This window comes from Candidatus Ryanbacteria bacterium CG10_big_fil_rev_8_21_14_0_10_43_42 (assembly GCA_002793915.1).
Classification (GTDB): domain Bacteria; phylum Patescibacteriota; class Minisyncoccia; order Ryanbacterales; family 2-02-FULL-48-12; genus 1-14-0-10-43-42.
Genome location: PFEF01000005.1, coordinates 171,111 through 184,965, shown reverse-complemented (window position 1 = coordinate 184,965; position 13,855 = coordinate 171,111). Strand labels below are relative to the sequence as shown.

Sequence of the window (13,855 nt, the reverse complement as noted above, 5' to 3'; positions counted from 1 at the left end):
TTGGAAGAAACAACGTTCTTTACGTATGCAGAGTTTTTGTTGATTACGGTGTCGTCACCGCCGTCTTCTTCCGGAATGGTTTCATCACACAAGGAATTTACCAATGCTACAAGATCCGCTTCGAGTGTTGCGAAATCGGACATTACAATGTCTGTATCAATACCGAACGCATCCGGTGGAGAAACAACACTTGAGCCACCATTGGTTATGGTTCGAAAGCTTGATGTTGCCGCCCCCGTACCAATACCAACGCCGAGAATACGGATAGGCATGGTGGATGCCGATGTTTTTGCCGCATCCGCTTCCGCTTCTCCCGTATCTGATGGACTGCCATCGGAGAACATGATCATAAGGTCTTTATGATCCGCATCATCACGGTCGCCTACTTCCAGCATGGTGCGTCCGTCATCAATTGCCGGACCCCAAAACGTACCGCCACCCGCAGACAATGTATCGATTGCCGTTTCGAGATCGGTTACGTTGTTGGTGAGCGGTTGTACAACAGCGGACGTGCTATCAAAGAAGATAACACCAAGTTCGGTGTCTGTTGCCGGCAAGAATGCGTTTACCACTGCCTTTGCCGCACCTTTTATTTCCGCCTCATTACCACCGATACTTCCTGATTTATCGAGCACGAGCGCGATGTCGAGAGAACATGCATCCGCCGGATTCAATGCCGGATTTGCCGATGCCGCTTGCGCAATAAACGCCGGGGAGCCGATAAGCAGCATAGGAGTTGCCGTTATGACAGCAAGGAATTTCTGAATAAGTTTTTTCATATATGTTTTGTTTATTATGTTTATATATTCCGACCTTTTTGTAGAGAGCATGCTTATCACCTGCTCTTGAATGCTTTTTAGAAGGGTGTCCTATGTTTGAAACCTATACACCCTTCCGAGACATGTCTGCCAGCACGCAAACATGTCTCGGAAGGGAGGGAAATTATTATCTAACTTCCCGCTCCCTTCAGACATCTACGTGTCCACTCTAATTTCTTAAGAAAAGAAGTTAGCGCGTGATGCGTGTGATGTTGCGGTTTACGTAGTTGACTACGCCGGTAAGAGAATTTGCTGCGCCTGTCTGAATAAGGCCACCTTCAGATCCTGTACCACCGTTTCCAGCAGGACCGGTTGTGTTGTCGTCAGCGTCGTTACCTTTGCCAGCATTTGAAACACTGCCGCCGTTACCGCCGTTTCCACCGGTTGAGCCGTCTGCGCTGTTATCACCGGAGTCTGCCTTGGAAGAAACATAGTTCTTCACGCGTGCGCGATTCTTGTTCATTACGAATACGTCGTCACCATGATGACCGCCGTTTTCGTTAAGAACTTCTACACCTTCGCCGGATGGTTCTTCTACTACCGGTTCTTCCTCACAACCACAAGCATCTACCTCTGTTTCGTTGGAGTTTACGTGATTTTCAACGAGTGCCGTGGAAAGAGCTCCACCTGTCGTTATAGAACCACCAAAACCTGCTGCGCCGCCGTTTCCAGCCGCACCGGTTGTGTTGCCTTTTGCATCGTTGTCAACGCCAGCGTTTGAAACACTACCGCCATTGCCGCCGTTGCCACCCGTTGAGCCTCCCGCCCAGTTATCGCCGGAGTCTGCTTTGGAAGAAACAACATTCTTTACATACGCACTGTTGGAGTTGATAACTGTTACGTCATCACCTGCGAGTGCAACGCCTGCAAATCCCAATGTTGTAATTGGAAGAGATGCCGCGAGTGCAATAATTCGATTTTTCATAAGGTTTGTTTTGTTAATTTTTCGTATAATTGTTGAATATCTCACTTACTCCATCCCTTAAGGATTCATGGAACAAATGCATACTCTTGCTTCGACCTTTTCTGACCATATGCTACACCGCCTGCGGTTTTACCCGCGGATAATGTATGAGATATAGCCACGCACCGAACCTCCGCTTTTAAGCAAGGAAGAGTCCGTGCCTGGTTATATTTTTTATTTGTTAACGCGCAGAAAAAAACCGCGTTCGGAAACTACCGAAAACGGCTTTTGGAAAATCTGTTTAATTTGTTTGTTGGAGAAACACGGCATAATGTTATGCATGTGTCCCCCGGTTTCCCCAACGAGAGATTTTTTATTTAACTATACGTTCAGTATAGGCTTCCCTCCCACATTGTCAACATGTGGATAATTGATTTATACATTGTACAAATTACCGTACTGATGTGTAATAAATGTATATTGCAATACTCAATAAGAAGCATGCCATTGGTGTCGGAAAACTATCTAAAAATCCGTGTATGGATGCTAAACCGAGGGGGAAACTCCTGATAAATCAGGACGGGGTCTAGCATCCATACACGAATTCTTAAACCTGTTGTCAGTCCACTCAAGCAAAAAGCAAAACACGCGTCAACCTGGCGCGTGTTTTGCTTTTGTGGTGTAATGTTGCACTATCCCTTTGTGTCTATAAGTTCTACCCGGAGAGTTGCCGTATATTGATCGTCGGAAAACTGTTCTTCAAGAACGGGCGTAGGATTAACTACTGTCAGAGTTATAAGATAACTTCCTACAACCGCGGCATTGGGTATTTGCTCACCCCCCGGAAGTGCAAGAGTAATTTCTTCCTCCGCAACCGCAAACATAAGCACCACTCGCCCCGCCTGAATACATTCCGCATCCGCCGGACAACGATTTTCTTCCTCTATACGAAGAAAACGAATAGGAAGGTCATCCACCCGTTTTTCTTCATCAAATGCCAGGGTAAATTCTTCTGTTAACGGTGCCGTTACAAAAGAGCGTGTCTCGAGAGTAAGTGCAAGTGGCTCGCCGTTTAAAGTGGCTTCTATTACGGCTTCCGGACTGGCAATAAACGTTACGCGGAACGATTCTTCATAGGCTGTTTCCACACATACGTCGGCTGTTTGCCGGGAATCGAAACGAAGCAAAACCTGTTCCGGAAATGACTCGCGGATTTCTACATTCGCGGAAAGTTCATGACACGGATTTGGTAGCGTAACCATTCCTTCGATGATGTGCTGATTATTGCCGATATGATGAATACCCGTTGCAACCGATGTAAATGCGGGCGTGCTGTCCCCGCGATCATAGCCAAAAAACCACCAAACGCCGCCAAGAATGATGAGTAATACCAGAACCGTTCCTCCTATTGATTTATATGTCATATGTAATAAAGCTAATATCCGGAATATTTATTCCACTATTAAGGAACCCTTCATGCCAAGACTGCGATGATTTCCCACACTGCAATAATACTCGAATGTCCCCGCCGTATCCGCCACAAACTCAACAAACGTACTGTCTCCCGTGCTTACACGTGTGGTGACGGCATTAAATTCATCCACCACCCAATCATGAAAGCCATCGGTGCTTGTAAAATTGATACGCACGCGATCTCCCTTTTTCACGCGAATTTCTTTTTGAGAAAATTCAAAGTTCTTACCCGTAATATCTACCGTAACAAGAGCGTTGTCGCCTTCTTCCATCATAGAACCTTCGTCACTCATCATCTCATCTTCCGTACCAATTTCCGGCATTACCATATTTTCATTATTCTCATCGTTCATCATGGATTCATTTTCCGACTCCGAAGACAGAGACGTATCATCTTCCCGCAGATCGGCCTCCTGTCGTAATGCGCCCGAATAAAGAAGTCCGCCAACGATAATAATAATACCAACAATAACAAGAATACCGGCGGCCCCAAACCCTTTTGACATTTCTAAATTATTCATATGGTTAGTTCTTTTATTCTTATAATATATCTCCTGATAAGAATTCCGGCACCAGAGATGATGTTTAGTATACGCATTCCGTTTACATTATTCAAATGAAGCGGGCGGGGCGGGCGGCAACGGAAGCGGCGGGAATGATTTATCGTTATTATCGATACTTGAAGTATTATCATCGGAAAACGGTGATTCGGTATGTGAGACAAAGTTTCTCGGCACAACAATGGGAATCCGTCCGTGGAGTTTCCGAACGGCATTCAGTGCTATTTCATAGTTATCGATTGCCGTGTGCGTGATGCGCGGTAATATGAAATCGGTAAGTACTCGTTCATGACTACCGGTTATACGTTCCAAATAAGTACGTGTTCTTTCGGTACCGACGCGTTCACTGTCGTATGTTTCGAGAAGTACGATACTAAACTGAATGTAGCGATCATATTCCTTAAAAGCTTCGTTGTTGTTTTCCTCGTCGATGGCGACATCCTTAATGCGCTCAAAACGATTTTCGATATTAGCGGCAATAATTTCAAATGTACGCTCAACCGATCCACTTCTGGCGAACAAGCGTAAAGAATCTATCTGTGTGTCTATTAAAAATATCTTCGTAAGCTCTATAAATTCTTTCTCTTCTGGAGGTGTGTGTTCAGATATACCATCAAGCACGGAAAGATATCCGTTCGCGCGTTCAAGCATCTGATCATGTGAACTTATTCCCAACCGCTCTGCTTGAGCGTAAAATTGTACAATTTCTTTCTCAAAATGTTCCAGAGCACGCCGCACGCCAACAATACTGGTACCGGCAAGCATATCTGCTTCGGCGAGCCGCTCCTCGGTGGAACGCTGTCTATGCTCAAGACGAACAGAGTCACGCGGTGAAAAGAGAAAACGAACTTTTTCTTCCCATAGATCTAAAAAGTAAAATGGGCTTTCCGGCGTAAGACCCGGATCAGGAAGAATAACTTTCTGGGCATGAGCAGAAAATGCCAGACTAACGACAACAAGAGCCATGCCCCCTCTTTGTAAAACGCGGTACATATACGCATTATTATATCATACCTACGAAAACAAAAAAGTTTTTGCTTATATGACAGTGTAAATTCGAACATTACTCAAATTGGAAGCTTATCGAACTTTCCTGCAGTATTATTCTTAAACTAACTCAAACGGAACTTATCTCCGCCGTGTTTTATGTACCTCGAGGCTTTTCGTTTATTTACAAATCCTAATTGGCGGACTACCTCGGGCTTGGAACCTTTGAAGGCCAAACCATGTAAGGCTTTTTTAAGCATTTTTAATACATCAATCCGAAAACTCCTTGTGCTAGCACGATGTGGCGGAAGGGGGGGGATTCGAACCCCCGATACCTGTTACGGTATGCACGCTTTCCAAGCGTGTCGTTTCAACCACTCACGCACCCTTCCTTTTTCCATCTTTAGGCTTCACGAGGTTTAACCTCATGAAAAATATGGTATCATTATCTCATGAAAAGACCTATATTTGCAAATGGAGAATTTTATCATATTTACAACAGGGGTGTTGAGAAAAGAGTCATATTTCAAGATAAGGGAGATTATTTTAGATTTATATATCATCTTCACGAATTAAATAGACCGGAAAGTGCCGAGAATTATAGATACAAGAAATCTTCTTTTCAACTTCATGAGGTTAAACCTCGTGAAAAAGAGTCCTCTCTTGTTAATATATATGCTTTTTGTCTTATGCCAAACCACTTCCACATTCTCTTAAGTCAAGTTGCCGATAACGGCATATCCGTATTTATGCAAAAACTAGGGACGGGATATTCAATGTTTTTCAATAAAAAATATAAACGCGTAGGATCTCTTTTTCAAGGAACATTCAAAGCTGTTCATGTGACTAATAACGAATATCTCTATTATTTACCTCATTATATTCACCTCAATCCCCTTGACCTTGCATCAAAAAACAAGCAAAAGGATAATCTTACATTTCTATCATCCTATAAATGGTCAAGTTACATGGACTATATGGGGAAAAAGAACTTTCCTTCCCTATTAGCAATGGAGCAAATACGAGAAGTTTTTTCTACTCCCGATGAGTACACAGCATCACTCAACGATTGGGTAAGTACAAAATCAAACCTTGATAGGGATGATGTTTTTATTGATTCTTTTCACGAGGTTTAACCTCGTGAAGTCGGAGGCGGCGGATGCGTTCTTCAATCGGCGGGTGCGTCATAAAGAGGCTCGCGAACCAATGCCGGCCGCGCTTTTTCTCCGGATCGGCGAGCCAAAGATGGTTGAGCGCGTTATTAGACGCTTTAAGCGGCGTATTGTCGCGAGAGATCTTCTCTAACGCGCGGGCAAGGCCGTCCGGATAACGCGTCAGAAGCGCCCCCGATGCATCCGCTAAAAACTCTCGCTTGCGCGAAATGGCAAGTTGCATTAAAGAGGCTATTATAGGTGAGAGGATTGCAAGAACAATACCGGCAAGCATAAGAATGACTCCTGCCTGCCCGCGATCACGGTCTCCCCCGCCGATGTTACGCCAAAACATAGAGCGTAAGAAGAAATCGGAGATAAGCGCTATAAATCCTACAAGAATAACGGAAACGGTAGACACCAGCATGTCGCGGTTTCCAATGTGGGACAGTTCATGCGCAAGCACGCCTTCTAATTCCGATCTGTCAAGTTTGTCGAGAAGGCCCGTTGTTACCGCTACTACCGCCCGTTCCGCATTCCGCCCTGTGGCAAACGCATTGGGAGCGGGTTCATCTATAATATAAATTTTTGGCACGGGGAGACCTGCCGTTATACTAAGATTTTCAACAATATTATACAGTTCTCGCGCAGACTCTTTAGTGACGGGACGTGCATGCGTCATGCGAAGAATAATAGTATCCGAATACCAAAAGCTGGCAATGCTCATCATTATGCTGAATACCACCGCGATAATCAGAATGGATGGATCGCCATACGCCTCCGTAAACACCCATCCGAGCGCAATCACCACGATAAAAAACACGGTGAACAAAAGCCATGTTTTTCGAATATTAGATGATTGATGCGTATAAAGGGTAGCCATCCGGTAATTTCAAATTTATACTTTTGGTGATTAAATCTAAAAATCAACCTTAACCGGCTCCTTTTCTTCTGCGCGTTCCACTTCAAAGAATTCCATTTTGGTAAATCCGAATGGGGCGGCAAGAAGATTGGTAGGAAATGTTTCGATGCGGGTGTTTAGGTCCCGCACATTGGTGTTGTAAAATCGGCGAGATGCCTGAATTTTATCTTCGGTGTCGGAAAGTTCGCGCTGGAGCTCTAAGAAATTCGCATTCGCCTTTAAATCCGGATAATTTTCGGAAACGGCGAATAATGTCTTTAACGTGCCGGAAAGCATATTTTCTGATTCGGCCCGTTCAGCAACCGTTCCGCCCTGCGCCACCCGAGCGCGGGCTTCCGTTACTTTTTCAAACACACCCGACTCGTGTGCCGCATATCCTTTTACGGTTTCCACCAAATTCGGGATAAGATCAAATCGACGCTTTAACTGTACTTCTATATCAGAAAATGCCTCTTTTGCACGATTACGGAGCCGCACCAGACCATTATAAGCAATGATAACCCAAAGCACTACAACTCCCAAAACTATAATGACAATAAGACCAATATTCATTTTTTTATGCTAGTTTTTATATGCTTATATTATGCCTATATACAAAAAATTTCAAGAAAAAAGAACCTAGAATTATTTCGAGGTTCTTTTTTCTTCTGTCATTTTATCAACTGAAAATCTATACTCCGCTTACATCATTCCCATGCCGCCTCCCATACCGCCTCCGGCGGGCATTGCGGGCTCGTCTTTCTTAGGCAGTTCCGCCACTACCACTTCCGTAGTAAGAAGCATAGCTGCGGCGGATGCGGCATTTTGCACCGCACTTCGAGTTACCTTTGCCGGATCTATGATACCGACTGCAACTAAATCTTCATATCTTCCCGTAGCGGCATTGTAGCCCACGTTTCCTCTTTCTTTTTCAACTTCACGCACTACAACTTCACCGGAATCACCCGCATTTTCGGCAATTTGCATAAGCGGTTTTCTGATGGCGCGCTTAACGATATCAATACCGATATCTTCATCTTTATTTTCTCCCTTCAGATCATGAAGTTCGGGAATACAACGAATGAGTGCCACTCCTCCTCCCGGCACAATTCCCTCCTCAATTGCCGCTTTTGTAGCAGACACGGCGTCTTCAATACGATGCTGTTTTTCTTTTTGCTCCACTTCGGTGGCCGCTCCCACACGAATAACGGCAACTCCGCCGGAAAGTTTCGCCACGCGTTCATGCAATTTTTCCTTATCATAATCGGATGTCGTATGTTCCGCCTGCATTTTTATTTCCGTGATACGCTTATCAAGATCCGCTTTCTCTCCCTTACCGTCTATGATAGTTGTGCTATCTTTTGTAGAAACAACCCTCTTTGCGCTTCCCAACACATCTAATTCAGCGTTCTCTAGCTTAAGCCCCGTATCACTAGAAACAACAGTAGCTCCGGTAACAACAGCAATATCCTGTAAGGTATCTTTTTTACGATCCCCATAGCCGGGCGCTTTTACTGCAAGAGTATTAAACGCGCCGCGTAATTTATTCACTACCAGCGTAGCAAGAGCTTCTCCCTCCAGATCATCCGCGATAATAACAAGATCTTTCATACCGGCCTTTGCCATTTTTTCCAAGAACGGCAAAATGTCCTGCATAGAAGAAATCTTGCCATCCGTTATAAGAATGTGAGGATTTTCGTAGGATGCCTCCATGCGATCCGTATTGGTGAGCATGTAGGGAGATACATATCCGCGATCAAACTGCATACCACCTACAATCTCATGCTCCACACCAAATGCTTGAGATTGCTCAACCGTCACTACGCCATCTTTTCCCACTTCCATAATAACTTCCGCTATTTTGATCCCTATATGTTTATCTTTTGCAGAAATTGTAGCGACCTGCATAATGTCATCCTTTTTGTCGGTGGAGATTGGTGTTGCGAGTTTTTTTATTTTCTGCACAATTGCTTCGGCGGCTTTCTCTATACCGCGACGTATACCCACCGGGGATGCACCCGCCGTTATATTCTGAAGACCTTCGGTTATGATTGATTGCGCAAGAAGCGTTGCTGTTGTTGTACCGTCTCCTGCAACATCGTTTGTTTTAGTAGCAACTTCTTTTATAATTTCCGCACCCATATTTTCTATTCTGTCTTCCAACTCTATTTCTTTTGCAATAGTAACGCCATCATTGGTAATGGTAGGCGCACCATACCCCTTATCAAGAACAACATTCCGCCCTTTGGGACCCAGAGTAATTTTTACGGCATCAGCAAGAGTATCCACACCCCGCTTAAGCGCGTGACGCGCCTCTTCATTAAAAATTATTTGTTTAGCCATATTTCTTAATATTAGATATTAGGTATTAGATAGCCGGAAACACGCATGTCCCGAAAAACAACATAAACCCTATCACCTACTTGATTACAGCGATAATATCGCCTTCACGAATAACGACGTATTCCTTTTCCCCCTCCTTTACTTGATTTGAGTTAAACGATTTTGTAAATAAAACCATCTCTCCCACTTTACGCACCAAAGGAATTACTGTTCCGGCATCATTTTTACGACCCTCCCCCACCGCAATAACAGTGCCGCGGAGTGTTTCTTCATCTTTTGCCGTATCGGGAAGATAAAGCCCGGACGCTGTTTTTGTTTCGCGCGGAAGCACTTCCACAATAATACGGTCTTCCGTAGGTTGTAGATTCATATTATATTTATTGACTAATAATGCTTTTACCCTTCTAATTAGCACTCAAACTATGAGAGTGCTAATTCGATTATACGTACGCATATAAAAAAGTCAAGAATGTATAAAAAAACGGGAATTATTATTCCCGCACATCTCTCTTTAAGAGCTTATTTATTTTTAACGCAAGATGGAAGTTCCTATCTGACCTTTTATCTTGCGTCCAATATTATATACATCGCCGTACCAACTGATATGCCACTTTTTACCCAGTGCCATACCCACAAGATAAAATTTTTTATTCCGATATACAAACAAAGGAACGCCGCTATCGCCTTGTTCAACCGAAATATTTGCCCCAAAATACATCCCTCGTACTATATAGTTGTCCACCTCAATGTAATTTCGTTTTCCCGTTCGCACATGAGTACGGAGCTCGCATCCTGCCGCCATTCCGGGAAGATAAAACGTTTCGGAGTCTCCGGGAGAAACGCGAGTAATAGGTACCGACAATATATCAGAACCGGGAAGTGGATCGGTAATATGCAAAAGAGCACTATCTGTTAAAACATCCTCGAACAACAACGTAAACGCCCCATGCTTAATACTTTTTCCGCTTCCCAAAACCAATGTCCATACCTCCTTTGATGAACCAAACCGTACATTAGTAAATGAAACCTTCCACCGCCTAAGATAACGTTCTATCGATTCCTTTTTTACCCGGAGTACGTGCCAGGGAACGAGAATATATTTGCCGCGTAAAATAATTGATATTCCCGTTTGGCAATGGATATTTCTCACCACCGTTTTTTGGGATAATGTATTATCATAGGTATCGTATTCATACGGGCGACATGCTTTAAACTTGTTGGGAAGCGATTTTACAATACGCCGCCATTGTTGTTCGGACCCTTTTGGCAAATAAGCAAATGATTGATCAGCGCATGCTATAGAGGTAAGGTTAAACACAAAACAAAGTCCCAAAACCAGTGTTCGTATCATGCGATGCCTCCTTTTATATGTACTGACGTTAGTTTAGCGCATTTCTCCGCATACATAAAGATATGCCACACACGATATATCTGGAAATTGCATACTATGTGCTTTCGATTTCATAATGACTATACGCGCGTCCCTCGGTATAAATATTCTGTAAAATACCCAATGCCGCAAAAAACATTATCAAACTGGATCCGCCATAACTCATAAAGGGAAATGTAATACCGGTAACCGGTAAAAGACCCATATTCATGCCCGCGTGAATGGTAATTTGAACCACAATCATGATAGAAACGCCTACGGAAAATAATTTTGTAAAATTGCTTGACGAAAGCGCCCCGATTGCCAAAATACGCCAAATAATAATTCCCAAAAATATGAATAAGAGGAGCACACCCACGAACCCCCATTCTTCCGCAAATGCGGCAAATATAAAATCGGTATGCGATTCCGGCAAAAATTGCAAGCGGCTTTGTGATCCATACCCCACTCCCTTTCCTAGCAACTGCCCAGATCCTACCGCTATCATAGATTGAATAGCGTTATAGCCGGCACCACGCGGATCGGCCGCCGGATTTAAAAAACTCGTAACACGCGCTTGCTGATAGGGTTCAAGAAAAAATACCCATCCGGCACCGGCAATTACAATACCCGCTATCGCAAGTATCGCCATATGCCTCATACGAATACCTGCCACTAGCGTTACTCCCAGCCATATGGAAAAAATAATGGCGGCCGATCCCAAATCGGGCTGAAGGAGAATAAGGGCTATAGGAATAAAGGCGTAAAGTCCTGATATCAGTATATGCCGAAACCGCGCCATATCGATATGCCGGCGAGAAAAATACTTGGCGATAATAAGAATAAGCACGAGCTTAACAATCTCTGCGGGCTGAAAAGAAGCTATATAAAAATCAAACCAACTTACAGCACCTTTTACTTGTGTTCCGCCCAACAACAATACTCCTAAGAATACCAAAATAATGCCGTAGAGCGTGAGGATTACGCCGCTATTTGCCAGTATCCGCCAATTTATGGACGCCATTACAAACATGACAAAAAAGCCAACACCGATCCAAATAATCTGGCGCGTAAAAAAGTAGTCATTTGCCATTCCTACAGCCTTAAGCGTAAGCAAACTCCAGATAAAAAGCGGAATAAGAGCCCCAATCAGAACCCAATCAAACCGCCGCATGGTGCGTATAAGATTTTGCATGTAAGGGAGATAATTTTTAGAGTTTCCACGGATTTTGGCGCACAAAAATTTCTATATCAACGGGCGTGCGCGCAAACGGACGTGGCCATATAAAAAGAGCATCCGCAGTTGATGAATCAGGAACAATATCTATATGAGAAACAGCCGTTCCAACAGCATTATTCTCACTATCGGAAATAACAACCGATACATCGACACTGTTAATATCCTTAAATGTATTATTTGCTAGCGTTACAATAAGCCGCGGTCTGTCTTCATCGAACATACGCTCGCGGCGCACGATAGTAAGCGGAAGATCCTGCTCAGGAATCACTTCCCAAACGGGATCATCCATTTCAAACGCCATACGTATGGGTGTACGGATACCGGTCTCAAGGTTAGATGCAAAAACTAAAAATCTCTCGTTTGGGAGAATATACGCATCTCCCTTAACTCGCATAATCCGAAGCCCGCGCTCATCCGTAAGCTCAAATGAATATGGTACAGCCCGTGCGCCCACTTCCTGATTACTGTTTTCCACGAGAGCCGCGACATCGTACAATCCCGGACGCACTTCAAAAAACCGAGTCCATAACACCGTAACATCCCGTGCTGCCGCCGTTATACACGGCGTACACGACACTCCGCCACAATCCACACCTTCTTCGTCCTGATTCAGTTTACCGTCCGTGCAAGAAGCGGGAGCAATTGTCTTATAAAGCAGTAACCCGCTCGCCAACAATATAACAACCATAAAAATGCCCATAAAGGAAAGCTGTTTTTTTGTACGCCAGGAAAGCTCCATAAGACTAGTATAAAGGAGTATGGAGAAAGGTGAAAGTAGGTATAAAAAATAGCCGGATAACCGACCTATATATCTTCATCCTATGTTCTCTCAACTGGCGGTTAGCTACTTTCCCGCCCCCGCAAGGGGGACAGTATCATCGCCACTACCACGTTTTACGACTCTGTTCGGAATGGGAAGAGGTAGATCCATGGCGTTAAACCACCAGATGAGAGAACACACGGTTCTCTCTTATTACAAAGACATAAAGAAGATGAAAACAAATCAAGTTTTTTAATGATGTCGTAGAATCTATTAGTACTCCTCGGCTCAATATGTTGCCATACTTCCACCTAGAGCCTATCAACCTCGTAGTCTTCGAGGGATCCATGGTTCCTAATCTTGGAGTCGGCTTCCCGCTTAGATGCTTTCAGCGGTTATCCGTTCCCGACTTAGCTACCCAGCGATGCTCTTGGCAGAACAGCTGGTAGACCAGAGGTCAGTTCATCCCGGTCCTCTCGTACTAGGGACGACTCTCCTCAAGAACCTCACGCCTGCTACAGATAGGAGACCAACCTGTCTCACGCATGATATCACACATTACTGCATGCATTGGACTATATCTTCTTCGCTTCTTCGCGAAGGTTAGCGTCTAGTCTCTACGGGATCTGATACTATCAGACTTCCCTCGGTATTACCCTTCCGTAGTGAGTGGGGTTTTGCCGATATAGCTAACTTTTTCTTTCCTCCCCATTACATGAGAAGAAAGACCGCCGTGATATGATTGATTTCTTTCTTTAAATTTTTGGTTCGAAAAGACACTTTGGATATGATGTTTAGCGTGCGAACGGATTCAGATCGTAAAATATCCTTTAGCTAAAAGATATATATCAGTAGCCAAAAGCTACTTTACGGTCTGAACCCAGCTCGCGTGCCCTTTTAATTGGCGAACAGCCAAACCCTTGGGAGCTTCTCCACCCCCAGGATAGGACGAGCCGACATCGAGGTGCCGAACCGGATCGTCGATATGGACTCTCGGATCCGACTAGCCTGTTATCCCCAGAGTAGCTTTTATCCGTTGAGCTCTGCCTTGTTTCTAAAACGAGACATCGGATCACTATGCTCTGCTTTCGCATCTGCTCGGGATGTCCCCCTTGCAGTTAAGCCGGCTTATGGCATTGCCCTACCAGCGCGATTTCCATCCGCGCCTAGCCGACCTTAATAGACTCCTCCGTTACTTTTTTGGAGGATCGCGCCCCACGCAAACTACCCACCAGGCACTGTTCCCACCGTGTTTTGGGTAGGTTAGAGCATAAACCATATAAGGGTGGTATTTCACTGACGGCTCCACCTTGCCCGAGAGCAAAGCTTCAAAGCCTCCCACCTATGCT

The 13,855-nt window shown here is 44.4% G+C and carries 13 protein-coding genes, 1 tRNA gene and 2 rRNA genes (1 of these 16 running past the window's edge); 1 reads left to right on the top strand and 15 read right to left on the bottom strand.

Going from position 1 to position 13,855, the window contains the following annotated elements; translation table 11 throughout:
- The 6 genes from COU90_02395 to COU90_02370 form a co-directional block, all read right to left on the bottom strand.
- On the bottom strand, nucleotides 1–830 hold an 830-nt coding region (locus COU90_02395), incomplete at its 3' end, for a hypothetical protein (protein ID PJE64666.1).
- Nucleotides 831–1,008: 178 nt separating this feature from the next.
- Nucleotides 1,009–1,743: a hypothetical protein gene (locus tag COU90_02390; GenBank protein ID PJE64665.1), complete on the bottom strand. Its 735-nt coding sequence runs from the start codon at nucleotides 1,741–1,743 to the stop codon at nucleotides 1,009–1,011.
- Between the two features lie 671 nt (nucleotides 1,744–2,414).
- Nucleotides 2,415–3,146 (bottom strand): hypothetical protein, encoded by a 732-nt coding sequence (locus tag COU90_02385; protein PJE64664.1) that lies wholly within the window; start codon nucleotides 3,144–3,146, stop codon nucleotides 2,415–2,417.
- A 27-nt stretch (nucleotides 3,147–3,173) separates the two neighbouring features.
- Nucleotides 3,174–3,716: a hypothetical protein gene (locus COU90_02380; GenBank protein ID PJE64663.1), complete on the bottom strand. Its 543-nt coding sequence runs from the start codon at nucleotides 3,714–3,716 to the stop codon at nucleotides 3,174–3,176.
- Nucleotides 3,717–3,803: 87 nt separating this feature from the next.
- A complete protein-coding gene (locus COU90_02375) occupies nucleotides 3,804–4,748 on the bottom strand; it encodes a hypothetical protein (protein ID PJE64662.1) in 945 nt (314 codons plus the stop codon).
- A 296-nt stretch (nucleotides 4,749–5,044) separates the two neighbouring features.
- A tRNA-Ser gene (locus COU90_02370) sits at nucleotides 5,045–5,134 on the bottom strand.
- A gap of 60 nt (nucleotides 5,135–5,194) precedes the next feature.
- Here COU90_02370 and COU90_02365 point away from each other — a divergent pair.
- Nucleotides 5,195–5,878 (top strand): hypothetical protein, encoded by a 684-nt coding sequence (locus COU90_02365; protein ID PJE64661.1) that lies wholly within the window; start codon nucleotides 5,195–5,197, stop codon nucleotides 5,876–5,878.
- On the opposite strand, the gene COU90_02360 is transcribed toward COU90_02365, so the two are convergent.
- The 9 genes from COU90_02360 to COU90_02320 all read right to left on the bottom strand — a co-directional run.
- Nucleotides 5,853–6,776 (bottom strand): zinc metalloprotease HtpX, encoded by a 924-nt coding sequence (locus tag COU90_02360; protein PJE64660.1) that lies wholly within the window; start codon nucleotides 6,774–6,776, stop codon nucleotides 5,853–5,855. The genes COU90_02365 and COU90_02360 overlap by 26 nt on opposite strands.
- Before the next feature lie 36 nt (nucleotides 6,777–6,812).
- On the bottom strand, nucleotides 6,813–7,367 hold the full coding sequence (locus COU90_02355) for a hypothetical protein (GenBank protein ID PJE64659.1): 555 nt from the start codon (nucleotides 7,365–7,367) through the stop codon (nucleotides 6,813–6,815).
- A gap of 129 nt (nucleotides 7,368–7,496) precedes the next feature.
- Nucleotides 7,497–9,137: a chaperonin GroEL gene (gene groL / locus COU90_02350; GenBank protein PJE64658.1), complete on the bottom strand. Its 1,641-nt coding sequence runs from the start codon at nucleotides 9,135–9,137 to the stop codon at nucleotides 7,497–7,499.
- Between the two features lie 76 nt (nucleotides 9,138–9,213).
- Nucleotides 9,214–9,507, bottom strand: a complete 294-nt coding sequence (locus tag COU90_02345; GenBank protein ID PJE64657.1) for a co-chaperone GroES — start codon at nucleotides 9,505–9,507, stop codon at nucleotides 9,214–9,216.
- A 159-nt stretch (nucleotides 9,508–9,666) separates the two neighbouring features.
- Nucleotides 9,667–10,488 carry a hypothetical protein gene (locus COU90_02340; protein ID PJE64656.1) on the bottom strand — a complete coding sequence of 274 codons (822 nt, stop codon included), beginning with the start codon at nucleotides 10,486–10,488 and terminating at the stop codon, nucleotides 9,667–9,669.
- A gap of 94 nt (nucleotides 10,489–10,582) precedes the next feature.
- Nucleotides 10,583–11,701 (bottom strand): rod shape-determining protein RodA, encoded by a 1,119-nt coding sequence (locus COU90_02335; GenBank protein ID PJE64655.1) that lies wholly within the window; start codon nucleotides 11,699–11,701, stop codon nucleotides 10,583–10,585.
- 16 nt (nucleotides 11,702–11,717) lie between these two features.
- Nucleotides 11,718–12,485: a hypothetical protein gene (locus COU90_02330; GenBank protein PJE64654.1), complete on the bottom strand. Its 768-nt coding sequence runs from the start codon at nucleotides 12,483–12,485 to the stop codon at nucleotides 11,718–11,720.
- A gap of 92 nt (nucleotides 12,486–12,577) precedes the next feature.
- A 5S ribosomal RNA gene (rrf, locus tag COU90_02325) occupies nucleotides 12,578–12,694 on the bottom strand.
- Between the two features lie 74 nt (nucleotides 12,695–12,768).
- Nucleotides 12,769–13,855: ribosomal RNA gene (locus tag COU90_02320) — 23S ribosomal RNA — on the bottom strand; it runs 3,036 nt beyond the window's last position.

Excerpts from the sequence above, each read along its gene's own strand:
- COU90_02385 (PJE64664.1), bottom strand. The coding sequence starts at position 3,146 with ATGACATATAAATCAATAGGAGGAACGGTTCTGGTATTACTCATCATT.
- COU90_02355 (PJE64659.1), bottom strand. The coding sequence starts at position 7,367 with ATGAATATTGGTCTTATTGTCATTATAGTTTTGGGAGTTGTAGTGCTT.
- COU90_02375 (PJE64662.1), bottom strand. The coding sequence starts at position 4,748 with ATGTACCGCGTTTTACAAAGAGGGGGCATGGCTCTTGTTGTCGTTAGT.
- COU90_02360 (PJE64660.1), bottom strand. The coding sequence starts at position 6,776 with ATGGCTACCCTTTATACGCATCAATCATCTAATATTCGAAAAACATGG.
- COU90_02335 (PJE64655.1), bottom strand. The coding sequence starts at position 11,701 with ATGCAAAATCTTATACGCACCATGCGGCGGTTTGATTGGGTTCTGATT.
- COU90_02330 (PJE64654.1), bottom strand. The coding sequence starts at position 12,485 with ATGGAGCTTTCCTGGCGTACAAAAAAACAGCTTTCCTTTATGGGCATT.
- COU90_02365 (PJE64661.1), top strand. The coding sequence starts at position 5,195 with ATGAAAAGACCTATATTTGCAAATGGAGAATTTTATCATATTTACAAC.
- groL (PJE64658.1), bottom strand. The coding sequence starts at position 9,137 with ATGGCTAAACAAATAATTTTTAATGAAGAGGCGCGTCACGCGCTTAAG.
- COU90_02345 (PJE64657.1), bottom strand. The coding sequence starts at position 9,507 with ATGAATCTACAACCTACGGAAGACCGTATTATTGTGGAAGTGCTTCCG.
- COU90_02340 (PJE64656.1), bottom strand. The coding sequence starts at position 10,488 with ATGATACGAACACTGGTTTTGGGACTTTGTTTTGTGTTTAACCTTACC.
- COU90_02390 (PJE64665.1), bottom strand. The coding sequence starts at position 1,743 with ATGAAAAATCGAATTATTGCACTCGCGGCATCTCTTCCAATTACAACA.
- COU90_02380 (PJE64663.1), bottom strand. The coding sequence starts at position 3,716 with ATGAATAATTTAGAAATGTCAAAAGGGTTTGGGGCCGCCGGTATTCTT.